Annotated in this window: 20 protein-coding genes; 16 read left to right on the top strand and 4 right to left on the bottom strand. The window is 71.1% G+C overall.

The window, feature by feature from the left end; genetic code table 11:
• Window positions 1–31 precede the first annotated feature (31 nt).
• The 3 genes from SSP08S_RS29340 to SSP08S_RS29350 all read left to right on the top strand — a co-directional run bounded on the left by SSP08S_RS29340 (window position 32) and on the right by SSP08S_RS29350 (window position 2,237).
• The gene (locus SSP08S_RS29340; protein ID WP_019071220.1) at window positions 32–1,216 is read left to right on the top strand and encodes a cytochrome P450 family protein; all 1,185 of its coding nucleotides are present in this window, start codon (window positions 32–34) and stop codon (window positions 1,214–1,216) included.
• A gap of 109 nt (window positions 1,217–1,325) precedes the next feature.
• Window positions 1,326–1,724, top strand: a complete 399-nt coding sequence (locus SSP08S_RS29345; protein ID WP_051106007.1) for a PaaI family thioesterase — start codon at window positions 1,326–1,328, stop codon at window positions 1,722–1,724.
• 12 nt (window positions 1,725–1,736) lie between these two features.
• Window positions 1,737–2,237, top strand: coding sequence for a hypothetical protein (locus tag SSP08S_RS29350; RefSeq protein WP_019071222.1), 501 nt, complete (start codon window positions 1,737–1,739; stop codon window positions 2,235–2,237).
• Here the strand turns inward: SSP08S_RS29350 and SSP08S_RS29355 are convergent.
• Entirely contained in the window at window positions 2,230–3,246 is a 1,017-nt protein-coding gene (locus SSP08S_RS29355) for a Gfo/Idh/MocA family protein (protein ID WP_019071223.1), read from the bottom strand. The two genes, SSP08S_RS29350 and SSP08S_RS29355, sit on opposite strands and share 8 nt — an antisense overlap.
• A gap of 129 nt (window positions 3,247–3,375) precedes the next feature.
• Between SSP08S_RS29355 and SSP08S_RS29360 the strand changes: the two genes are divergently transcribed.
• The 8 genes from SSP08S_RS29360 (at window position 3,376) to SSP08S_RS29395 (ending at window position 14,413) form a co-directional block, all read left to right on the top strand.
• A complete protein-coding gene (locus tag SSP08S_RS29360) occupies window positions 3,376–4,113 on the top strand; it encodes a GntR family transcriptional regulator (protein ID WP_019071224.1) in 738 nt (245 codons plus the stop codon).
• A 218-nt stretch (window positions 4,114–4,331) separates the two neighbouring features.
• On the top strand, window positions 4,332–5,480 hold the full coding sequence (locus SSP08S_RS29365; protein ID WP_026178929.1) for an ROK family glucokinase: 1,149 nt from the start codon (window positions 4,332–4,334) through the stop codon (window positions 5,478–5,480).
• Entirely contained in the window at window positions 5,477–6,058 is a 582-nt protein-coding gene (locus SSP08S_RS29370; RefSeq protein ID WP_019071226.1) for a hypothetical protein, read from the top strand. Before SSP08S_RS29365 ends, SSP08S_RS29370 begins: the two co-directional genes overlap by 4 nt.
• A 97-nt stretch (window positions 6,059–6,155) precedes the next feature.
• Window positions 6,156–8,990, top strand: coding sequence for an SCO1167/SCO6262 family helicase (locus SSP08S_RS29375; protein WP_019071227.1), 2,835 nt, complete (start codon window positions 6,156–6,158; stop codon window positions 8,988–8,990).
• Window positions 8,991–9,457: 467 nt separating this feature from the next.
• Window positions 9,458–11,446 carry an SWIM zinc finger family protein gene (locus SSP08S_RS56150; RefSeq protein WP_174479419.1) on the top strand — a complete coding sequence of 663 codons (1,989 nt, stop codon included), beginning with the start codon at window positions 9,458–9,460 and terminating at the stop codon, window positions 11,444–11,446.
• Between the two features lie 149 nt (window positions 11,447–11,595).
• Window positions 11,596–12,888 carry a bifunctional 3-oxoadipate enol-lactonase/4-carboxymuconolactone decarboxylase PcaDC gene (pcaDC, locus tag SSP08S_RS29385; RefSeq protein WP_019071229.1) on the top strand — a complete coding sequence of 431 codons (1,293 nt, stop codon included), beginning with the start codon at window positions 11,596–11,598 and terminating at the stop codon, window positions 12,886–12,888.
• A gap of 70 nt (window positions 12,889–12,958) precedes the next feature.
• Window positions 12,959–13,603 (top strand): MBL fold metallo-hydrolase, encoded by a 645-nt coding sequence (locus tag SSP08S_RS29390; protein ID WP_019071230.1) that lies wholly within the window; start codon window positions 12,959–12,961, stop codon window positions 13,601–13,603.
• Between the two features lie 30 nt (window positions 13,604–13,633).
• Window positions 13,634–14,413, top strand: coding sequence for an exodeoxyribonuclease III (locus SSP08S_RS29395; RefSeq protein ID WP_019071231.1), 780 nt, complete (start codon window positions 13,634–13,636; stop codon window positions 14,411–14,413).
• Between the two features lie 19 nt (window positions 14,414–14,432).
• Here the strand turns inward: SSP08S_RS29395 and SSP08S_RS29400 are convergent, their stop codons facing one another.
• Window positions 14,433–15,674 (bottom strand): lipase, encoded by a 1,242-nt coding sequence (locus tag SSP08S_RS29400; protein WP_245607979.1) that lies wholly within the window; start codon window positions 15,672–15,674, stop codon window positions 14,433–14,435.
• Between the two features lie 175 nt (window positions 15,675–15,849).
• Here SSP08S_RS29400 and SSP08S_RS29405 point away from each other — a divergent pair, with 175 nt between their 5' ends.
• The 5 genes from SSP08S_RS29405 (at window position 15,850) to SSP08S_RS29425 (ending at window position 19,546) form a co-directional block, all read left to right on the top strand.
• Window positions 15,850–16,257 carry a DUF6278 family protein gene (locus tag SSP08S_RS29405; protein ID WP_019071233.1) on the top strand — a complete coding sequence of 136 codons (408 nt, stop codon included), beginning with the start codon at window positions 15,850–15,852 and terminating at the stop codon, window positions 16,255–16,257.
• A gap of 112 nt (window positions 16,258–16,369) precedes the next feature.
• A complete protein-coding gene (locus SSP08S_RS29410; protein WP_019071234.1) occupies window positions 16,370–17,113 on the top strand; it encodes an amino acid ABC transporter ATP-binding protein in 744 nt (247 codons plus the stop codon).
• Window positions 17,114–17,130: 17 nt separating this feature from the next.
• Window positions 17,131–18,036, top strand: a complete 906-nt coding sequence (locus tag SSP08S_RS29415) for a glutamate ABC transporter substrate-binding protein (protein ID WP_019071235.1) — start codon at window positions 17,131–17,133, stop codon at window positions 18,034–18,036.
• A gap of 11 nt (window positions 18,037–18,047) precedes the next feature.
• Window positions 18,048–18,692 carry an amino acid ABC transporter permease gene (locus tag SSP08S_RS29420; protein WP_019071236.1) on the top strand — a complete coding sequence of 215 codons (645 nt, stop codon included), beginning with the start codon at window positions 18,048–18,050 and terminating at the stop codon, window positions 18,690–18,692.
• The gene (locus SSP08S_RS29425; protein ID WP_019071237.1) at window positions 18,689–19,546 is read left to right on the top strand and encodes an amino acid ABC transporter permease; all 858 of its coding nucleotides are present in this window, start codon (window positions 18,689–18,691) and stop codon (window positions 19,544–19,546) included. The genes SSP08S_RS29420 and SSP08S_RS29425 overlap by 4 nt, the downstream gene beginning before the upstream one ends.
• 37 nt (window positions 19,547–19,583) lie before the next feature.
• On the opposite strand, the gene SSP08S_RS29430 is transcribed toward SSP08S_RS29425, so the two are convergent.
• Window positions 19,584–21,152, bottom strand: a complete 1,569-nt coding sequence (locus SSP08S_RS29430; RefSeq protein ID WP_019071238.1) for a CocE/NonD family hydrolase — start codon at window positions 21,150–21,152, stop codon at window positions 19,584–19,586.
• A gap of 116 nt (window positions 21,153–21,268) precedes the next feature.
• Window positions 21,269–22,024, bottom strand: coding sequence for a hypothetical protein (locus tag SSP08S_RS29435; protein WP_169400756.1), 756 nt, complete (start codon window positions 22,022–22,024; stop codon window positions 21,269–21,271).
• Window positions 22,025–22,103 lie beyond the last annotated feature (79 nt).

The following is a 22,103-nucleotide window of genomic DNA, read 5'->3' on the forward strand; positions in this document are numbered from 1 at the left end:
ATCTCGGGGGATCGTCCGGAGGGGGCAGCACATGACCAAGCTGATCGACTTGGGGGAGTTCGGCGCGGAGTTCCGAAGGAACCCGCATCCGGTGTACGCCCGGCTGCGCGAGCGCGGGCCGGTGCACCTCGTGCGCCTGCCGGAGCCGGACGAGCACCACGTGACCTGGCTGATCGTGGGGTACGAGGAGGCGCGCGCGGCGCTCGCCGACCCCCGGCTGGCCAAGGACGGCGCCAAGGTCGGGGTGACGTTCCTCGACGAGGAGCTGATCGGCAAGTACCTGCTGACCGCCGACCCGCCGCAGCACACCCGCCTGCGCGGGCTCATCGCCCGCTCCTTCACCATGCGCCGCGTCGAGGAACTGCGCCCGCGCGTCCAGCAGATCACCGACGAACTCCTCGACGCGATGCTGCCGTCGGGCCGCGCGGACCTCGTCGAGTCGCTCTCCTACCCGCTGCCCATCACCGTGATCTGCGAGCTGCTCGGCGTGCCCGACATGGACCGCGCGGAGTTCCGCAAGCTGTCCACGGAGGCGGTGGCGCCCACCAGTTCGGGCAGTGAGTACGACGCGTTCGTGCGGCTCGCCGAGTACCTCGGCGACCTGATCGAGGACAAGCGCTGCGCCGGCCCGAGCGGCGACCTGCTCAGCGACCTGATCCGCACCACCGCCGAGGACGGCGACCGGCTCTCCCCGCAGGAACTGCGGGGCATGGCCTTCATCCTGCTCATCGCCGGCCACGAGACCACCGTCAACCTCCTCACCAGCGGCGTCCACGCCCTGCTCACGCACCCGGACCAACTCGTCGCCCTGCGCGCCGACATGACCCTCCTCGACGGCGCGATCGAGGAGATGCTGCGCTACGAGGGCCCGGTGGAGAACGGCACGTTCCGCTTCGCCGCGGAATCCCTGGACATCGCCGGCACCCACGTCGCGAAGGGCGACGCGGTCATGGTCGGCCTGACCGCCGCCGACCGCGACGCGGCCCGCTTCCCTGCCCCGGACCGCTTCGACATCCGCCGCGAAACCCGAGGTCACCTCGCCTTCGGCCACGGCATCCACTACTGCCTGGGCGCCCCGCTGGCCCGCCTCGAAGCACGCACGGCGATACGGACGCTGCTGGAGCGTGCCCCCGGCCTCGCCCTGGACGGCCCGCCCGGCGACTGGCTCCCGGGCATGCTGATGCGCGGGATGCGCAGCCTGCCGGTGCGCTGGTAGAACGGCCGCACCGGACGGCCGTAGCAGCCGTCCAAGGTGTGACGAAAGCCGTAGTGGAAGCCCCAGGAGGCCCCCTCTCGTGACCGCACTCGTGGAGTTCGACCTGGCCATGGCCCGCAAGGCGCTGGAGAGCCAGCCCTTCAGCAGGCTGATCGGCGCCCGGCTGAGTGCCTTCGGGGACGGCGGCGCCACGCTGGAGATCGACATCAGGGAGGACCTCCACCAGCAGAACGGCTTCGTGCACGGCGGAGTCCTCTCCTACGCCGCCGACAACGCGCTCACCTTCGCGGGCGGCACGGTCCTCGGTCCGGCGGTCCTCACCGGCGGCCTCACCATCCAGTACGTCCGTCCGGCCACCGGCGCCACCTTGCGCGCCCGGGCCGAGGTCGTCCAGGCCGGCCGCCGCCAGGCCGTGGTCCGCTGCGACGTCCTCGCGGTCGCCGACGACGGCACGGAGACGCTCTGCGCGGTGGCCCAGGGCACGGTCCTGTCGGTCCGTACGTCCTGAGAGGGGCCGTAGATGCTGCGCACCGCGGAGATCACCGCCGAACTGACCGGGCCCCTCGCCGGGGACAACGGGCACCATCTGCACTGGAGTTCACAGCTCGAGTTCAGCGTCGACTGCTTCGTCTGCGAGCGGACCGGCCGCACGCAGGTGTTCGAGTGCGGTGCCGAGCGGGCCCTGTGCTCCGGCAGCCGCAGCGGCCTCCAGCGCCACCGCACGGCCGGCCGGATCGCCGCGTACGACACGACGTCGGGTCCCGGGCGGCTGGCCCTGCGGGCCCTGGTCGACTTCTGGTGGGCGCCCTTCGAGGACACCAGGAACAGCAGGCCCGCCATGGCCCCGACCAGCCACCCCTGGGTGCGGTTGCACCTGCGCTCCTACTGCCCCGAGGCGAAGGAGGCGGCCACGTACAGCATCCAGACCAACCAGGGACGGCCGCGCGAACTGCGTTGCCCCCACTGCGACTTCGGGGCCGCCACGGACGCGGCGACCCCTGCGATACGACTGCTCAACTGAGGGCGTAGCCGCCCGCGATCTCACCGAGCCTGACCGGTCTTCGCTCGCGCCGGGACACCTCGCACGCCTCGGCGATCCGCAGCGCCTGGAGGGCCTCGCGCCCGTCGCACGGATTGGTGCGCTGACCGACCACGACCTCGACGAAGGCGATCAGCTCGGCCTCGTAGGCGGGCCCGAAGCGCTCCAGGAAGCCGGTCCACGGCTTGGTCGCGGCCGGCGGCCCGGACGGCTCGGTGGACGCGATCGGGGTGCGGTCGTCCAGGCCGACCACGATCTGGTCCAGCTCCCCGGCCAGCTCCATCCGGACGTCGTAGCCCGCCCCGTTCAGCCGGGTCGCCGTCACCGTGGCCAGGGTGCCGTCGTCCAGCGTGAGGACGGCGGCGGCCGTGTCGATGTCACCGGCCTCGCGGAACATCGCCGGCCCGGCGTCCGAACCGGCCGCGAACACGTCGACCACCTCGCGACCGGTCACCCAGCGCAGCATGTCGAAGTCGTGGATCAGTGTGTCCCGGTACAGCCCGCCGGAGATCGGCAGATAGGCGGCCGGCGGCGGGGCCTGGTCGGAGGTCATCGCCCGGACCGTGTGCAGCCGTCCCAGCCGCCCCGAGCGCACCGCCTCCCGGGCACCCGTGTAACCCGTGTCGAACCGGCGCTGGAACCCCATCTGAAGGATCGTTCCCGCCGTCTCGACCTCGGCGATCGCCGCCAGCGAACCGGGCAGATCGAGGGCTATGGGCTTCTCGCAGAACACCGGGAGCCCCGAGCGTGCCGCCCTGCCGATTAATTCGGCGTGCGCCGACGTCGCCGTAGTGATCACCACGGCGTCCACGCCCCACTTGAAGATCTCCTCCGTGCTCGGTGCCGCCGTTTCCCCCAGCCGGTTCGCCAGCTCCTGGGCCCGTACCGGGTCCACGTCGGTGAGGATCAGCGAACCGACCTCACGATGACGGCTGAGCGTCCTGGCATGGATGGTCCCGATGCGGCCCGTACCGATGACTCCGATGCGCATGGGAACAAACTGAGGGCCGACCAGGCACGCTGTCAATGCGTATGTCCGGACAATCGAACTACATCACTTCCCGTCAACCATTCACAGAGCTACGCTCGGCCCGTGCCGAAACCAGATGTGGACCCGACAGTGCCGCTCGAGCTCAGCGTGGACCGGAGCAGCCCGGTGCCGCTGTACTTCCAGCTGTCCCAACAGCTGGAGGCCGCGATCGAGCACGGCTCGCTGACCCCGGGCAGCCTGCTGGGCAACGAGATCGAGCTGGCGGCCCGGCTCGGCCTGTCCCGGCCCACGGTCCGCCAGGCCATCCAGTCCCTCGTCGACAAGGGCCTCCTGGTGCGCCGCCGGGGCGTCGGCACCCAGGTCGTGCACAGCCAGGTCAAGCGACCGCTCGAACTCAGCAGCCTCTTCGACGACCTGGAGGCGGCCGGACAGCGCCCCGCCACGAAGGTCCTCGTCAACAGCGTCGTCCCGGCGTCCGCCGAGGTGGCGGCGGCACTCGGCGTCGCCGAGGGCAGCGACGTACACCGCATCGACCGGTTGCGCCTGGCCCACGGCGAGCCGATGGCGTACCTCTCCAACCACCTCCCCCTCGGCCTGCTCAACCTCGACACCGCGCAACTGGAGGCCACCGGCCTCTACCGGATGATGCGCACCGCCGGAATCACCCTGCACAGCGCCCGCCAGTCCATCGGCGCCCGCGGCGCGACGGCCGAGGAGGCGGAACGGCTGGCCGAGACGGAGGGCGCCCCACTCCTCACCATGCAGCGCACCACATTCGACGACACGGGCAGAGCGGTCGAATTCGGCAGCCACACCTATCGGCCGACGCGCTATTCGTTCGAGTTCCAGCTACTGGTACGTCCTTGAGTGCCACGGTTTCACCCGTGTTGTTTGTCGTAATGTCCGGACAGTGCGAGTTTGACTGGCGCCCGCTGTAGCGCCCCTTCAGGCGCGGGGCTGTGTCGATTTGCGGCTCCGCCGCGGGGCGCGACCGGCCACGACGCACCCGCACAAGACAACGATCCGCACCCCCTATATGCCCCCGCACAGCACCTACGGTCACGGTGAGGCAGAATCGGGCCTTGATGAGCACCTACGGCAATTTCAGCGCCCCCATAGGCTCCCGCCGCGCCCCGGCGCTCCGAACTGTCGGCACGCGCGAGCGCAGGTCGCACCTGACGGCCCCCCGCGTGCCCACGGTCGGTATCGACATCGGCGGCACCAAGGTCATGGCGGGCGTCGTGGACGCCGACGGCAACATCCTGGAGAAGCTCCGCACGGAGACCCCGGACAAGTCCAAGAGCCCCAAGGTCGTCGAGGACACCATCGTCGAACTGGTCCTGGACCTGTCCGACCGGCACGACGTGCACGCGGTCGGCATCGGCGCGGCCGGCTGGGTCGACGCCGAGCGCAACCGCGTCCTGTTCGCGCCCCACCTGTCGTGGCGGAACGAGCCCCTCAGGGACCGCATCACGAGCAGGCTCTCCGTGCCCGTCCTGGTGGACAACGACGCCAACACCGCCGCCTGGGCCGAGTGGCGCTTCGGCGCCGGCCGAGGCGAGGACCACCTCGTCATGATCACGCTCGGCACGGGCATCGGCGGCGCGATCCTGGAGGACGGCCAGGTCAAGCGCGGCAAGTGGGGCGTCGCCGGCGAGTTCGGCCATATGCAGGTCGTGCCCGGCGGCCACCGCTGCGCGTGCGGCAACCGCGGCTGCTGGGAGCAGTACAGCTCCGGCAACGCGCTGGTCAGAGAAGCGCGGGAACTGGCCGCTGCGGACTCCCCGGTGGCGTACGGGATCATCGAGCACGTCAAGGGCAACATCGGCGAGATCACCGGGCCGATGATCACCGAGCTGGCCCGCGAGGGCGACGCGATGTGCATCGAGCTGCTCCAGGACATCGGCCAGTGGCTCGGCGTGGGCATCGCCAACCTCGCCGCCGCCCTCGACCCCTCCTGCTTCGTGATCGGCGGCGGTGTCTCGGCCGCCGACGACCTGCTGATCGGCCCCGCGCGGGACGCCTTCAAGCGGCAGCTCACCGGCCGCGGCTACCGCCCCGAGGCCCGCATAGTGCGCGCCCAGCTCGGCCCCGAGGCCGGCATGGTCGGCGCCGCCGACCTCGCCCGCCTGGTCGCCCGCCGCTTCCGCCGCGCCAAGCGCCGCCGGGTCGAGCGGTACGAGCGCTACGAGCGGTTCGCCGAGTCCCGGCGCGGCACCCAGGACACCGCATGATCGCATCGCTGCCCCGCCAGACCACTTCCCGGGACGAGCCGCCCCGGCCACCCGAGGACCCCCGCCACAAGGCCCGCCGCCGAGCGCTCACCCTGCTCATCATCGTGCTGCTCATCGGCGTACCGGCCGTCTATCTGGCGATCTCCGCGAACCAGAGCCGCAACAGCGGCAAGGACAAGGAGGCCAAGTACTCGGCGACCGGCCTCACCGTGGGCTGGCCCTCCAAGGTCCAGCGCCGCCTCTACCAGGTACCGGTCCCGCACCCGGCGGAGGAAGTCGCCTTCTACGAGACCAACAACTGGAAGACCAGCCGCCTCTACGTCCAGTTCCAGACCTCCGAGGCGGGCCTCGACACCTTCCTCGCGGGCATAGGGGTCGACCGGGACACGCTGAAGAAGAACGACATCACCATCAGCGACCGCGACCAGAAGATCACCGGCTGGAAGTTCACCCGCCCCGGCCCCTGGTGGGGCGTGGTCAACAAGCAGAAGGACCCGGCCCCCACCCAGGACGTCGTGGTGAACCTGTCCGATCCGGCCCTCCCCATGGTCTACGTCGTCTCCCGCACCGTTCCCTAGCGGGGCGCCCCGGCCGGTCGCCGGGGCCGATTGTCAGACCCCGCCCGTAGAGTCGAAGACAGCTGACACGACTGACGGGCGGGAGGTGACAGGACGTATGACGGACACGGCACTCATGGAGCAGATCTCCGTACGGCTGGCCGCGGTCTTCCTGCCGTCCCCCGTCGTCCCCCGCGAGGGCCGCGTCGCCTTCTGGGACCCCGACGGCGAGCGCGCCCTCCCCGAGGCCGAAGAGGGCGTGGAACAGACCGAGTTGACGGTCGTGCGACGACAGGGCGCAGCGGTCCGCCGCAGGTCCGCCCCCGCGTTCACCCTGCCGATCGAAGCCGCGCTGCCCCTCCTCGTGCGCGCCCGTCGCGACCCCACGGCCCATCCCGCCACCGCCTGCTGGGGCGCCGCCGCCCTGCACGCACTGCGGCTCGCCGCCCGCGGCCGACTGCTCCCCGGCCTCACCGCGACCGGCCACGACGCCTGGCGGGCCGGCCCCCTGGAGCCCGAGGACATCGCACACGTCCGCGCGGTCGCGGCGGCCCTCCCGTACGAGGGGCACGCCGTCCCGCTGCCCGGCCCGGGCCCGCTCCGGCTGCCCGAGCCGGAAGCGCTGATGCGGTCCTTCCTGGACGCCGTCGCGGACACTCTGCCCCGCACCCCGGCCGCGCCGTACACCTCCGGGATGCCCTTCGCGGCCCGCCCGCCGCAGCGCCTGCGCGACGCCCAGGACTGGGCCGCCGAGGTCGCCGCCGGCATGGACGCGGGCGTGCGGATCTCGCTCCGCCTGGACCTCTCGGCCTACGACCTGTTCGACGACGGCGGCCGGGTGCGCAGCGCGGGCGCGGCGATCGTCCAGGTGCACAGCCTCGCCGACCCCACCCTCGTGGTCGACGCGGCGGCCCTGTGGGCGGGCACGGCGGACAGCGCCTTCGGCCCCCGCGCGCGCGTGGACGCCGCGTTGGCCGTACGCCGGGCCGCCCGCGTCTGGCCCCCGCTGGACCGCCTCACCGAGCAGGACGTGCCCGACGTACTCGCCCTCTCCGAGGAGGAGTTGGGCGATCTGCTCGGCATGGCGGCCACCCGGCTCGCGGCGGCCGGGGTCGCCGTCCACTGGCCCCGGGACCTGGCGCAGGACCTGACGGTGTCCGCCGTGGTCCGGTCCGCACCGGGCTCGGCGACCGACGGCACGGGCTTCTTCGAGAGCGAGGAACTCCTCCAGTTCCGCTGGCAGTTGGCGCTCGGCGGCGACCCGCTCACCGAGGCCGAGATGGACACCCTCGCCGAGGCCCACCGCCCGGTCGTACGACTGCGGGACCAGTGGGTCCTCGTCGACCCGGCCCTCGTCCGCAAGGCCCGCAAACGCGAACTCGGCCTGCTCGACCCGGTCGACGCGCTGTCCGCCGCGCTCACGGGCACGGCGGAGGTGGACGGCGAACAGGTGGAGGCCGTCCCGGTCGGCGCGCTGGCCGTCCTGCGCGACCGCCTGACGGCGGGCATCCAGCCGGCCGAACCACCGGCCGGCCTCCAGGCCACCCTCCGGGACTACCAACTCCGGGGCCTGGCCTGGCTCGACCTGATGACCTCCCTCGGCCTCGGCGGCTGCCTCGCCGACGACATGGGCCTCGGCAAGACCATCACCCTCATCGCCCTCCACCTGCGCCGCGCACACCGCGCCCCCACCCTCGTGATCTGCCCCGCCTCCCTCCTCGGCAACTGGCAGCGGGAGATCACCCGCTTCGCCCCCGGAGTCCCCGTCCGCCGCTTCCACGGCGCGGACCGCACCCTGGAGGACCTGACCGGCGGCTTCGTCCTCACGACGTACGGCACGATGCGCTCGGCGGCGGCAACGCTCGCCCAGCAGCCGTGGGGCATGGTCGTCGCGGACGAGGCACAGCACGTCAAGAACCCGTACTCGGCGACCGCGAAGGCCCTGCGCACGATCCCGTCGCCCGCGCGCGTGGCCCTGACCGGCACCCCGGTCGAGAACAACCTCTCCGAGCTCTGGGCCCTGCTCGACTGGACGACCCCCGGACTCCTCGGCCCCCTGAAGTCCTTCCGTGCCCGGCACGCGCGCGCGGTGGAGAACGGCGAGGACGAGGAGGCGGTGACCCGACTCGCCCGCCTGGTCCGCCCGTTCCTCCTGCGCCGCAAGAAGTCCGACCCCGGCATCGTCCCCGAGCTGCCGCCCAAGACGGAGACCGACCACCCGGTCCCGCTCACCCGCGAACAGGCCTCGCTCTACGAGGCGGTGGTGCGCGAATCGATGCTGGCGATCGAGACGACCGAGGGCATCGCGCGCCGGGGCCTGGTCCTCAAGCTCCTCACCTCGCTCAAACAGATCTGCGACCACCCGGCGCTGTACCTCAAGGAGGAGCACACGGCGGCACAGGCGGGCGGTGACCGCCTCGCCGCCCGCTCCGGCAAACTCGCCCTGCTGGACGAGCTGTTGGACACGCTGCTGTCGGAGGACGGTTCCGCGATCGTCTTCACGCAGTACGTCGGCATGGCCCGCCTGATCACCGCCCATCTGTCCGCCCGCGCGGTCCCGGTCGAGCTGCTCCACGGCGGCACACCGGTACCGGAGCGGGAGCGCATGGTGGACCGCTTCCAGGACGGCGCGACCCCGGTCCTGGTCCTGTCCCTGAAGGCCGCGGGCACCGGCCTGAACCTCACCCGCGCGGGCCACGTCGTCCACTTCGACCGCTGGTGGAACCCGGCGGTCGAGGAACAGGCCACGGACCGCGCGTACCGCATCGGCCAGACCCAGCCGGTCCAGGTCCACCGCCTCATCACCGAGGGCACGGTCGAGGACCGCATCGCCGAAATGCTTGAATCCAAGCGGGCGTTGGCCGACGCGATCCTCGGCTCCGGCGAGTCGTCCCTGACCGAACTGACGGACCGGGAGCTGTCGGACCTGGTGCGGTTGCGGAGGGAGTCGTGACGGGAGTGGAGGGGAGTGCGCAGGGCACGGGCGAAGCGGAACGCGACGTAGAACTCGCGGTGGGCGAAAGCGAGTCGGGGCCGACGCGGCCCGCGCCGGGCGAGAGCGAAGAGCCCGAGCAGCCGACCGCGCGCCCCGCCGACCTGGCACGACAGGCACTTCGGGCGGCGCGTGAGCGGCGTGAGCGGGGGGCGGAGAAGTCCGCGGGGCATGCGGCGGTTCCTGGGGACCCGGTGGTCAACACGCCTGTGCCGGCCGGTTCTGAGGGGTCGGTGTCCCGCGCGCCCCGGGCGACCGGTGCTGGGAAGCCGGTGTCGCGCGCGTCTGTGTCGTCTGGTTCCGAGGCGTCGGTGTTCCGTGCGCCTGTGTCGGCCGAGCCCGGGGAGTTGGTGTCCCGCGCGTCTGTGTCGTCTGGTTCCGAGGTGTCGGTGTCGCGTGCGCCTGTGTCGGCCGGTTCTGGGGAGTCGGTGTCCCGCGCGCCCGGGCCCAACGATCCCGAGGCGTCGGCGTCCCCCGCTCCCGTGGTGACCGGGGCCGAGGACACGACGGTCACCGCACCCCCGGCCGCCGATCCCGCACCGCCCGCCCCACGCCCCGGTGACGCAGCCCGCGCCGCGCTGCGCGCCGCCCTGCCGGTCCGACGCGAGGCAACCGCACCGGCCGCCGCCTCCGAGGACACCCGTGCCGAACCGGAGGCTCCCCACCCCGTGGAGCAGCCGGGTGACCCCCTGGCGCCTCCTGCCTCCGCTCCCGCCCTCGGCGACCGCGCCCCCGATCAGCCGTCCGCCCGTCCCGCCGACCTCGCCCGCGAGGCACTGCGAGCTGCCCGGCGGGAGAGTCAGCAGGCCCGGACTGACGTAGGGAGCAAGGGGGTTGAGCCCGCGCCCCGATCATCCCGCCGGACATCCGCCCCCTCCAGCACCCGCACCACCACGACCGGCACCGCACGAACCCGTGCCCAAGTGCCCGGCGCTGTCGACGCCAACCGAGCGCGCGCCGTACGGGACATGCTCGCCGGCGCTTTCCGGATGCCTGAGGACGACGACCCCGCCACGGTGCCGCCCACCGACAACGCCCCCGAAGACCAAGCGAGTTGGAACGAACGGACGCAGGACCACACCGAGCTCCGAGCCACGGCCGCAACCCCCAACCCCGTCTCGACAACTCCCATCCCCACAACCCCCGCCTCCATGGCCGCCCCCACCCGCGACGGCGACCTCCGCCGCACCTTCCCCGCGTTCCCGCCCAGGCCCTCAGACGATGCCGGCTTCGCCGAGACCTGGTGGGGCAACGCCTGGGTCACCGCGTTGGAGGAAGGCGCGCTGGACGCCAAGCGGCTTGCGCGCGGGCGGGGTTACGCCGAGAAGGGCCACGTCGACGCGATCACCGTGACGCCTGGGCTGGTGCTCGCGTATGTGCAGGGCAGCCGCCCCCGCCCGTACCGCGTACAGGTGCGGTTGCGGACGCTCGACGACGGCGACTGGGACCGGTTCCTGGATGCCGCCGCCGAGCGGCCCGGGCACATCGCCGCACTGCTCGACAAGGAGATGCCCAAGTCCCTTGCCGAGTGCGGGGTTCCGTTGCTGCCGGGGCCCGGTGATCTGGACCCGCACTGCAGTTGCCCTGACGTCGGACACCCCTGCAAGCACGCCGCCGCCCTCTGCTATCAGACCGCGCGCCTCCTCGACGCCGACCCCTTCGTGCTGCTCCTGCTGCGCGGCCGGGGCGAACGCCCGCTGCTCGACGCGTTGTCCCGCCGCAACGCGACCCGGGCCGCCCGCGCCGCCCAGGACCAGGAACCGGCCCCGCTCCCCGGCGTGCGGGCCACGGACGCCCTGGCGACGGAACGCCGACTCCCGCCGCTCCCACCCCCGTTGCCCACACCCCCGCACCCCGAGCAGCCTCCCGTGTACCCGGCGTCACCCGGCGGCCCGGACCCCTTCGCCCTCGACCAGCTGGCGACCGACGCCGCCGCCCGAGCGCACGCGCTGCTCAGCACCGGTCGCGATCCGGTCGGGGAGCTGACCCTGTGGCAGGACGCGGTACGGCTCGCCGCCGCCCGCCCGGGTTCGGGGCTGACCGCCACCACCCGCTCCCTCTACGCCTCCCTCGCCAAGGCCACCGGACGCACCCCGGGCGACCTGGCGCGCGCGGTCGCCGCCTGGCGGCAGGGCGGCATCGAGGGGCTCGCGGTGCTGGAGGAGCCCTGGGATCCGCCGGCCGGCCGCTTCGACCGGGCCCGCCCGCTGCTCCTCGCCGCCGACCTCCCGGCTTTCAGGCCCTGGCACAACCACCTCACCCACCCCCACGGCCATGTCCAACTCCGCCTGGGCCGCGACGGGTTGTGGTACGCCTACGAGTCCGAACCGGGCCACGACGACTGGTGGCCCAGAGGCACCCCCGACCTCGACCCGGTCGGCGCGCTCACGGGCCTGGGCGCCCCCGGTGACCTCTGAGCCGCAGCTCACCCACCGCCCACGCCCCGCCCGACGTCCGGTGAAGGCGATGTGAGGGTCCCCACCGAAGTGTGGGAGCCGGGTGCGGAGACCGGGGGCCCCACAGCCGGGCCGTAAGAAACGGCGGTTACGTTGGAGCGGTGAGCGACATGAACAACAGCCCCGCCCTCCAGTACCGCTTCGACGGCCCCGAGGACGCCCCGGTTCTCATCCTGGGCCCCTCGCTCGGGACGACGTGGCACATGTTCGACCGCCAGGTGCCCGAGCTGGCGAAGCAGTGGCGGGTCTTCCGGTTCGACCTGCCGGGCCACGGCGGCTCGCCCGCGCATCCGGCCGGCGCGGTCTCCGACCTGGCCGACCGGCTGCTCGCCACCCTCGACGCGCTCGGCGTGCAGCGCTTCGGCTACGCGGGCTGCGCGCTCGGCGGCGCGGTCGGTCTCGAACTGGTCCTTCGCCACCCGGAGCGGGTGGCCTCGCTGGCGCTGATCGCCGCCTCGCCCCGCTTCGGCACGGCGGACGAGTTCCGCCAGCGCGGGGTGATCGTGCGCACCAACGGGCTCGACCCCATCGCCCGCACCTCGCCCGAGCGCTGGTTCACCGGCGGTTTCGCCGCCACACAGCCCGCGATCACCGAGTGGGCCGTACAGATGGTGCGCACCACCGACCCCGGCTGCTACATCGCCGCGTGCGAGGCGCTCGCCGCGTTCGACGTACGGTCCGAACTCGCCCGTATCGGTGTGCCGACCCTCGTCCTGGTCGGCTCGGACGACCAGGTCACAGGGCCTGCCGAGGCCCGCACCCTGGTCGCCGGCATCCCGGACGCCCGCCTCGCGGTCGTACCCGGTGCCTCGCACCTGGTCCCGGTCGAGCAGCCCGCCGCCGTCACCGACCTCCTGGTCCGGCACTTCTCCACCGCCTGGCAGCCGCCCTACGACCAGTCCACCGGGCAGATGGCCATCGTGGCGCCCCCGGTCAGGCCGGTCCTCGCCGCGCCGCAGCAGGTCGCGCCCATCGCCGAGATCGCGCCGCCGCCTCCCGCACCGCCACAGGTCATGGGCCGTCCGGATCCCTACGACGCCGGGATCAAGGTCCGCCGGGAGGTGCTCGGCGACGCGCATGTGGACCGGGCGCTGGCACAGGCGGACGAGTTCTCCGGGGACTTCCAGGAGTTCATCACGCGCTACGCGTGGGGCGAGATCTGGGACCGGCCCGGCCTCGACCGGCGTTCGCGCAGCTGTGTCACGCTCACCGCGCTGGTCGCGGGCGGTCACCTGGACGAACTGGCCTTCCACACCCGGGCGGCGCTGCGCAACGGCCTCACCCCGGTCGAGATCAAGGAGGTGCTGCTGCAGGCGGCCGTGTACTGCGGAGTGCCCGCGGCGAACAGCGCCTTCAAGGTCGCCCAGCAGGTCATCCGCGAGGAGACGACCCCCACGGAGTGATCTTCAGCCCGGTACCGAAAGCACCAGTCTCGGCTGCCCGCACGGAGCCGGGCAGCGGCAGGATGGACCCATGACGCTCACCACGCTCACCAAGAAGTCGCACGCCTGCATCCGTCTGGAGAAGGACGGCCGGACGCTCGTCATCGACCCCGGCACCTTCACCGAGGAGGACGCCGCGGTCGGCGCGGACGCGATCCTGGTCACGCACGAGCACCTCGACCACTTCAACGAGGACCGCCTGCGGGCCGGCCTGGAGGCCAACCCGGCCGCCGAGATCTGGACCCTGAAGTCGGTCGCGGACCAGCTCTCCGCCGCCTTCCCGGGCCGCGTGCACACCGTCGGCCACGGCGACACCTTCACGGCGGCGGGCTTCGACGTCCAGGTGCACGGCGAACTGCACGCCGTGATCCACCCCGACATCCCGCGCATCACCAACGTCGGTTACCTCATCGACGCCGGCCGTGTCTTCCACCCCGGCGACGCCCTCACCGTCCCCGAGCACCCCGTCGAGACCCTGATGCTCCCGGTCATGGCCCCCTGGAGCAAGATCTCCGAGGTCATCGACTACGTCCGCGAGGTCAAGCCGCAGCGCGCCTACGACATCCACGACGCCCTGCTCACCGACCTCGCCCGCCCGATCTACGACCATCAGATCGGCGCGCTCGGGGGCGCGGAGCACCTGCGGCTGGCGCCCGGGGACAGCGCGTCGGTCTGAGTGTCAGTGCCGTTCGGTAGGTTGTGAGGCATGCGCATCGCGACCTGGAACGTGAACTCGATCACCGCCCGTCTGCCGAGGCTCCTGGCCTGGCTGGAGAGCAGCGGCACCGACGTGCTGTGCCTCCAGGAGGCCAAGCTCGCCGAGGCGCAGTTCCCGTTCGACGAACTGCGCGCGGCGGGCTACGAGGCGGCGGTCAACGCGACCGGCCGGTGGAACGGCGTGGCGGTGCTCTCCCGCGTAGGACTCGAGGACGTGGTCAAGGGCCTCCCCGGGGACCCCGGTTACGACGGCGTCCAGGAGCCCCGCGCCGTCGCGGCGACCTGCGGCCCGGTCCGCGTCTGGTCGGTGTACGTACCGAACGGCCGCGAGGTGGACCACCCCCACTACGCGTACAAGCTCCAGTGGTTCGAGGCCCTCAGGGCGGCCGTCGCGGAGGACGCGCGCGGCAGCCGCCCGTTCGCGGTGCTGGGCGACTACAACGTGGCGCCGACCGACGACGACGTCTTCGACGTGGCCGCCTTCGAGGGCCTCACCCACGTCACCCCGGCCGAGCGCGCCGCCCTCACCGCCCTGCGCGAGGCGGGCCTCTCGGACGTCGTCCCGCGCCCCCTCAAGTACGACCACCCGTACACGTACTGGGACTACCGCCAGCTCGCCTTCCCGAAGAACCGCGGCATGCGCATCGATCTGGTCTACGGCAACGAGCCCTTCGCGAAGGCCGTCACCGACTCCTACGTCGACCGCGAGGAGCGCAAGGGCAAGGGCGCCTCGGACCACGCGCCGGTCGTCGTCGACCTGGACGTCTGACCGGGCCCGTGCCGCCCGCTCACCCGAGCGAGGCGAACCACCGTACGACGGCCCCCGTCGCCGCCTGCTGGGAGCCCAGATGGCGGGAGCCGCCGTAGTCCGGAGTGCCGAGGTCGACGAGCGGTACGTCGACACCCCGGGCCCGGAACGACGCCTGGCAGTGCTCGCTGTTCCCGTTCACGGCCTGCTCGTCGCCCTCGGCGTAGTAGAGCCGCATGGGCATCCTCGGTGTCCAGCCCGTGCACACCCCGTCGGTGATCCGCAGCGCGGCGGCCAGTCCGCCCGTCGGGTGCTCGATGAGCGCCCGCCCGTGCCGGGTGAGCAGGGCGTCGATCGTGTTCGGCGTCTTGGCCACGACCTCCTGCCCGGTGTGCGTGCCGTCCAGCAGGCGCTCGATCGTGCGGGAGTACGGCGCCCGGAAGGCCTCGCCCGGGCTGTGGTAGACGTGATGGAGCCGGTTGAAGGAGACCAGGGCCAGCGCGGTGTAGATCACGCCGGCCTTCGGGTTCGCCCGCCCGTCCAGCAACGACGGGAACGCCACGTCCCGGAAGGCGTACGCGCCGCTCACCGGCGCCACCGCCGCGACCCGGAAGCGCGGATCGGCCCCCTCCTGAAGGGCCCGGGTCAGCCCGAGCGCCGCCGACGCCCCCTGGGAGAAGCCGGTGGCCAGCACCTCGTGCCCCAACTGCCGTCCCACCGTGGGCGCGAGGGAAGCGGCGGCCCGCAGCAGGTCCAGCGCGGCCGTCGTCTCGGACGGTATGTCCATCCACGCCTGGAGCCCGGGGCCGAGGCCGAGCCCCAGGTAGTCGGGGAGTACGACGGCGAAGCCGGCCGACGCGTAGGTGAGGGCGGGCGCCTGGCCCCACACCTCCGTCGACACGGAGGCGACATCGCCCTTGAAGAGTTCGGTGCCGTGCGTGAACGACACCGTCCGCAGCCGCCGCTCGCCACCGCGCGGGAACGCCAGCAGCCCGCTCGCCGTGGTCGGCCGGCCCTTGGCGTCCACCGTGCGGTAGACCACGCGGTACGTGTCCACGCCGTGGCGGACGCTTCCCGTGTACCAGTCCGGGCCGTCCTCGTCGCTCTTCAACTCGGCGGTCACCTGCCGCGCGGACAGCGTCCGCAGATGCGTCACCGACACGACACGCCCCCGCCCCGCGTCGTGCACGGCCTGCGCCGACGCGGCCGGAACCGCCCCCGCCCCCGCGGCCTCCGCGGACACCGAACCGCTCACCACCAGGGCTGCGGCAACCGAAGACATCACGATCATCCTGCCTGTCCGATTCATACTGCGACGGTACGAACCGGACATCGCGTCCACCATCCGGCCAACCCGCGCTCGGCGGAGGGGCTTTCCCCCGCCGCAGCCGGGGTGTTGACACGCCACCGGCGACGCCCTGTGGTGCGTACCGCGATGCGAATGACACGCTGTATGTATGAACATCCCTTTCCTGGGTGACCGGGCCGAGAAGCACCGTATCCACGACGCCGAGGGCATCGCCGAGCTGCTCGCCGAGTGCGAGCTGCTCCGCTCGCACGCTGCCCGGGAGGGCATCCAACTCGACGACTCCGCAAGCTCGTTGGAGGCACTCGACCAGCTGGTGCCGCGCTGGCGGGACGACGAGGAGACCGTGTCCTGGCTCGGCAACGACGCCGGTCTGTATCTGGGCACCGTGATCGTGCGCACGGTGGAGGGCGCCGCCTGGGAGATCCGGCCGGACGGCCAGCCCGTCGTACGGCTGGACTCCGGGCGCGAGTTCGACGTCGTGGCCTCCGGTCACGAGTGGGCCGCGAGCGGTGTGCCCGAGCTCTCGCAGCTGTACGCGGAGGTCGCCGAAGAGTAAGAAGGGCGTAAATACGGCTAATGCCCGAAAAGTGCGTGTCGTGCGTTAACTCCGTTCTTGTCTGGATAGTTTGCGGCAACCACGACACAGCTGAGAGTGAGTAGGGCTGGGCATGGCCGTCGATCCGTTGATCGAACTGCGGGACGTCAACAAGTACTACGGGGAGCTGCATGTCCTCCAGGACATCAACCTCACCGTCGGCAAGGGGGAGGTGGTCGTGGTCATCGGCCCTTCGGGGTCGGGAAAGTCGACGCTGTGCCGGGCGATCAACCGGCTGGAGACCATCGAGTCCGGGACGATCGAGCTGGACGGCCGGCCGCTGCCCGAGGAGGGCAAGGCCCTCGCGAAGCTCCGCGCCGAAGTCGGCATGGTCTTCCAGTCCTTCAACCTCTTCGCCCACAAGACGGTGCTGCAGAACGTCTCGTTGGCCCAGATCAAGGTCCGCAAGCGCAAACGGGACGACGCCGACAAGCGGTCGATGGAACTCCTGGACCGCGTGGGACTCGCCTCGCAGGCGCCCAAGTTCCCCGCGCAGCTCTCCGGCGGCCAGCAGCAGCGCGTGGCCATCGCCCGCGCCCTCGCCATGGAACCCAAGGCGCTGCTCTTCGACGAGCCGACCTCGGCCCTCGACCCCGAGATGATCAACGAAGTCCTCGAAGTCATGCGGCAGTTGGCCCACGACGGCATGACCATGGTCGTCGTCACCCACGAGATGGGCTTCGCCCGCTCAGCCGCCAACCGCGTCGTGTTCATGGCCGACGGCCGCGTCATCGAGGACCGCACCCCCGAGGAGTTCTTCACCAACCCGCGCAGCGACCGGGCCAAGGACTTCCTTTCCAAGATCCTCAAGCACTGAGCGGGGGAGTGCGATCCGTGTTCCGTACGACCCGTGTGCTCCTCGTGCTGCTCCTCGCACTGCTCGCGACCGCCTGCGGCAAGGAGGGCAGCCCGCCCGTGAAGGGCCCGGCCGCCGAGAAACTCCCCAACTACCAAGTGGTGCAAGGCTTTCAGCTCCCCGACTCCAAGACCTGGAAGCGGGCGAAGAAGCGCGGCTACTTCGTCGTCGGCGCCAAGGAGGACCAGCCCTACCTCGGCGAGAAGGACCCCGCGACCGGCACCTACTCCGGCTTCGACATCGAGATCGCCAAAATGATGTCGGCCTCCCTCGGCTTCGCCCCGAAGACCGTCCACTTCAAGACGATCGCCTCGGCCAACCGCGAAACCGCCCTGCAGAACGGCCAGATCGACTACTACGTCGGCACCTACACCATCAACGACATGCGCAAGAAGCTCGTCGGCTTCGCCGGCCCCTACTACATGGCCGGCCAGTCGCTCCTCGTGCGCAGCGACGAGCACGACATCCACGGCCCGCAGGACCTCGCCGGCAAACGCGTCTGCTCGGCGGCCGGCTCCACGCCGTACCAGCGCATCAAGGACGACTACCCCAAGGCCCAACTCGTCGCCTACGACACCTACTCGGTCTGTGTCGACAACCTGCTCACCTATCAGGTCGACGCCGTCACCACCGACGACGCGATCCTCATCGGCTACGCGGCGAAGGTCCCCGACCAGCTCAAGGTCGTCGGCAAGCCCTTCTCGAAGGAGCCGTACGGCATCGGTGTCCCGCACGGCGACAACGCCCTGCGGTTCGCCCTCGACGACGCGTTGGAGGCCCGTGAGAAGAACGGCGACTGGAAGAAGGCGTACGAGGCGACGCTCGGCCTGTCCGGAGTGCCCGCGCCCACCCCGCCCGCGATCGACCGCTACCCGGCGAGCTGAGCGAGGCCGATGTGAACGTACTGACAGACAACTTCTCGACCTTCGGCGACGGCTTCCTCGGCACCGTCGAACTCACCGTCTACGCCTCGGTGTTGGCGCTCGTCCTCGGCTTCCTGATGGCGTCCTTCCGGGTCGCCCCCGTCGGTTCGCTGCGCGTGTTCGGCACCGTGTGGGTGACCGTGCTGCGCAACACCCCGCTCACCCTGCTGTTCTTCGCGGTGCTGCTCGGCCTGCCGCGCTTCGGACTCGTGCTGCCCTTCAAGGTGTTCGCGGTCCTCGCGCTCGGCTGCTACACCTCGGCGTTCATCTGCGAGGCGCTGCGCTCCGGCATCAACACCGTGCCCAGAGGACAGGGCGAGGCGGCCCGCAGCCTCGGGATGTCCTTCGGGCAGAGCCTCGGCCTGGTCGTGCTGCCGCAGGCGTTCCGCTCGGTGATCCCGCCGGTCGGCTCCACCCTCATCGCCCTCGCCAAGAACTCGGCGATCGCGGGCGCCTTCAGCGTCACCGAACTCCTCGGCACCTACCGGACGTTGAGCGAGCTCGGCTACAACATCGTCTGGACCTTCGTCTGGATCGCCCTCGGCTACCTGATCATCACCCTCGCCATCAGCGCGCTGTTCAACGCGCTGGAGAGGAAGTGGGGAGTCGCCCGATGACCACCGCCAACGCCCTCTACGACGTCCCCGGCCCCAAGACCCGCAAACGGCACCGCCTTTACGGCATCGCGTCCACCGTCGTCATCCTCGGCCTCCTCGCCTGGATCCTCTATCTCCTGTTCGACACCGACCAGTTCACGTACACGAAGTGGATGCCCTTCGAGTACAAGGGAATTCAGGAACTCCTGCTGCGCGGCCTCGGCAACACCCTCAAGGCCTTCGGGCTGGCGGCCGTACTGTCACTGGCGCTTGGGACCCTGCTGGCCGTAGGACGCCTTTCGGACCACCGCCCGGTGCGCTGGCTGTCCACCCTGCTCGTGGAGTTCTTCCGCGCCATGCCCGTCCTGGTGATGATCTTCTTCATCTTCGTGGCGCTCAAGGTGCAGCCGCTGCCCGCACTGGTCGCCGGACTCACCCTCTACAACGGCTCGGTGCTCGCCGAGGTCTTCCGCTCCGGCGTCAACAGCGTCGAACGCGGCCAGCGGGAGGCCGCGTTCGCACTCGGCATGCGCAAGACCCAGGTGATGTCCTACGTGCTCGTGCCGCAGGCGGTACGGGCCATGCTGCCCGCGATCATCAGCCAGCTGGTGGTCGCCCTGAAGGACACCTCGCTGGGCTATCTGATCACCTATGAGGAGTTTCTCCACGCCGGGAAGCTGATCGCGTCGAACCTCGACTACGATTTGCCGTTCATCCCCGTGGTGATGGTGATTTCGCCGATCTACATCGGGATGTGCATGCTGCTCTCCTGGTTCGCCGGATGGGTGTCCCGCCGGGAGCAGCGCAGTCCCAAGACCGAGGCCGTGGACGTGGCCCCGGCCGAACCAGGGATGCTGCTGCCGCGGGTGCAGTAGTAGAGAGGGCACGTGCCCGCCCGGCGGCAGCCGGAGATCACTGCTCGCGCAGCGGGATCGACACGTACGACGGGTCGTTCGCAGGCGAGGAGAAGGTCAGCTGCGCGCCGGTCGGGTTGTGCTCGATGTAGAGAGGGTCGACCGTGTCGACGACCAGGGCGAGATGGTGCCCTGCCGGGACGTCGTAGGCCGTGGAGAACAACTCCAGGTCCACACCGAACGGCTTGCCGGGCGTCTGCCCGTGCCAGGTGTACGGCGCGTTGCTGACCAGCTTGCCGAGGCCGAGCGGGCCCACGTCGTAGAGGTACGCGACGAGGGTGCCGCTCTCCTTGGTGTCCGTGACCGTTGTATGCAACTTCACGGTACCGCGCACCTGTTGGGCGCTCTGGTACTTCGCCGACTGCCATACGGCGGCCCAGCGGCGCGGCAGCAGCGGGACCCATGCGACCGGTGGCACCTGGGCGACCTGGTCGAGGATGCTGGACAGGAAGACGATGCCGCCGTCCGCGCCCGAGTCGACGTTGGTGTGGATGGTGGTCGTGCCCGCGAGGTCGATCTTCTTGCGGGTCGCGCCGACCGACTTCCAGTCCGGATAGCCCTCGTAGCCGCCCGTGGAACGGGACTTGAGTTCCACGGGGTCCTCACGGTTGATCCCGTTGTCCTCGCCCTTGAGGTAGTGGTCGAACCAGCGCTCGGTGTCCGTCCACACGTCGTTGGGCAGCCCGAAAAGGCCGGTCAGCTCGGCGGTGGCGTGGTCGCCGGGGCGGAGTTCCAGCCGCTTGGGGCCGGTCAACTCGCCGTAGAAGTCGGCTATTTGGTTGGGCGGGAAGATCGTGTCGCCCCAGGCGTTGGCGAGCATGATCGCCGCGCCGTTCTTGTTGATCTGATCGACATAGGTCGCGGGGGAACGTTCCTTCCCCCAGTCGATCAACTCCTGTTCCTTGGACAGGTCGGAGGCGAAGAAGTCCTTGAAGACCTGGCTCGTCTCCGCGCTCGGCCGGCCGGTGACGAGGCCGACGCCGTCCAGCAGGGCGGTAGCCTGGGAGTGTTCGGTGCGGCCCGAGTAGATCGAGTCGATCAGGTCCGCCCAGCCGCTGAGCGAGGCAACTGCCTTGATCCGCTTGTCGTGTGCGGCGGCGAGGAGGCTGATGCCGGCGCCGTACGACACGCCCGCCATGCCGATGTGCCCCGCGTCGGACGGGGTGTTGGCGAGCGCCCAGTCGATGACCTTGGACGCGTCGGCCACGTCGGCCGGGCCGCCGACCTCTATCCCGCCGCCGGACTGCCAGAAGCCGCGGACGTTGTAACTCACCACGACATAGCCGGAGTTCGCGAGCTTCTCGGCCTGAGCGAGGTACTGGACCTGGGGGAAGCCCCAGCTCGTGGGCAGGACGATGAGGGGGTAGCGGTGCGAGCCGTCCGCGTCCGCCGGCGTGACGACGTTCGCCGCGAGCTTCGTACCGCCGTCGCCCGCGATGTCGACGAAGCGGACGCCGCTGGTGGCGGCCTGGGCGGCGGGGGCGAACCCGAGGACACCTCCGGCGACGAGAGTCGCGGAGACGGCGACCGCGGCGGTCGTACGCAGGGACTGGCGACGGTTTCGCACGGGTCACTCCTCACACGTGTCAATGCAAAGTGACCCGACGGTAACCGCAACCCTTTACCTGAGGTAACCCGTGGGTAAGTTACGTGCCAGTAACGATTGTTGACGTGTGTGTGACTTCAGGAGGCGCGGTGCGAACTCCGTGGTGCCGGTGCAGGCAGGGGCGTTTCTGCGGCCCGAGTCACGTCCGCCACCAGCTCCACCACATCGGGGCCGTACGCCTGCGAGTTGACCACCTTCAGGAGCAGGACGAAGGTGTTGCCGCCGTGTTTGCGGGCCAGCTTCTCGTGGTTGCGGGCGAGATAGCGGCTCGCCGCCTGGTTGGTGATCGCGCGCTGGCCGCAGAAGAGGAACACCGGCCGCGCGCCGCCCAGTTGGCCGGCGGTGAGCCGGGCGAGAAGCACGTACTCGCCCTTGCCGGGATCGAGTCGGTAGCGCTCGCTGCCTATTTGGAACGCGCCCCGGTCCGGCCCCGGCTCCGGGTCGACGTTGACGCGGATGCCGGGCAGCAGGGACGCCAGATGCGCGGCCATCCGACGGTTGGAGGCCGGGCCGCCCACGCAGAACTCGGTGCGTTCGCCGAAGCCCTGCTGGGCCGCGTCGTGCGCGACGACCTGGGCGTGCGCGTTGCAGTCCTTGATCAGGGCGGCGAGTTCGAGGAGGGCGAACACGTCGTGCCGCATCACCGTGAGCTCGGGGCCGCCCGCCTCGCGGTTGACCACGAGCAGCGACTCGGAGTTGTCGGGCAGCCCGAAGAACGCCTGCTTGCGCCGGAGTCTGCGCTTCCACAGGTAGGTGCGGGCGAGCCAGCCGAGCGCGGCACTGAGGCCGGCGGCGACCACGCCCAGAACGATGTTGCGCACGTCGTCATTCATGGGCGCGCATGTTAGCGGCCCGATGTGGCTGGTACGTACCGGTGTTCGACGTGTGACGTTCGTGTGGCGGCGGCCGGAA

This window comes from Streptomyces hokutonensis (genome assembly GCF_000376565.1).
GTDB classification, from domain to species: domain Bacteria; phylum Actinomycetota; class Actinomycetes; order Streptomycetales; family Streptomycetaceae; genus Streptomyces; species Streptomyces hokutonensis.

Excerpts from the sequence above, each read along its gene's own strand:
- SSP08S_RS29340 (WP_019071220.1), top strand. The coding sequence starts at position 32 with ATGACCAAGCTGATCGACTTGGGGGAGTTCGGCGCGGAGTTCCGAAGG.
- SSP08S_RS29345 (WP_051106007.1), top strand. The coding sequence starts at position 1,326 with ATGGCCCGCAAGGCGCTGGAGAGCCAGCCCTTCAGCAGGCTGATCGGC.
- SSP08S_RS29350 (WP_019071222.1), top strand. The coding sequence starts at position 1,737 with ATGCTGCGCACCGCGGAGATCACCGCCGAACTGACCGGGCCCCTCGCC.
- SSP08S_RS29355 (WP_019071223.1), bottom strand. The coding sequence starts at position 3,246 with ATGCGCATCGGAGTCATCGGTACGGGCCGCATCGGGACCATCCATGCC.
- SSP08S_RS29365 (WP_026178929.1), top strand. The coding sequence starts at position 4,332 with ATGAGCACCTACGGCAATTTCAGCGCCCCCATAGGCTCCCGCCGCGCC.
- SSP08S_RS29370 (WP_019071226.1), top strand. The coding sequence starts at position 5,477 with ATGATCGCATCGCTGCCCCGCCAGACCACTTCCCGGGACGAGCCGCCC.
- SSP08S_RS29375 (WP_019071227.1), top strand. The coding sequence starts at position 6,156 with ATGACGGACACGGCACTCATGGAGCAGATCTCCGTACGGCTGGCCGCG.
- pcaDC (WP_019071229.1), top strand. The coding sequence starts at position 11,596 with ATGAACAACAGCCCCGCCCTCCAGTACCGCTTCGACGGCCCCGAGGAC.
- SSP08S_RS29390 (WP_019071230.1), top strand. The coding sequence starts at position 12,959 with ATGACGCTCACCACGCTCACCAAGAAGTCGCACGCCTGCATCCGTCTG.
- SSP08S_RS29395 (WP_019071231.1), top strand. The coding sequence starts at position 13,634 with ATGCGCATCGCGACCTGGAACGTGAACTCGATCACCGCCCGTCTGCCG.
- SSP08S_RS29400 (WP_245607979.1), bottom strand. The coding sequence starts at position 15,674 with ATGTCTTCGGTTGCCGCAGCCCTGGTGGTGAGCGGTTCGGTGTCCGCG.
- SSP08S_RS29405 (WP_019071233.1), top strand. The coding sequence starts at position 15,850 with ATGAACATCCCTTTCCTGGGTGACCGGGCCGAGAAGCACCGTATCCAC.
- SSP08S_RS29410 (WP_019071234.1), top strand. The coding sequence starts at position 16,370 with ATGGCCGTCGATCCGTTGATCGAACTGCGGGACGTCAACAAGTACTAC.
- SSP08S_RS29425 (WP_019071237.1), top strand. The coding sequence starts at position 18,689 with ATGACCACCGCCAACGCCCTCTACGACGTCCCCGGCCCCAAGACCCGC.
- SSP08S_RS29435 (WP_169400756.1), bottom strand. The coding sequence starts at position 22,024 with ATGAATGACGACGTGCGCAACATCGTTCTGGGCGTGGTCGCCGCCGGC.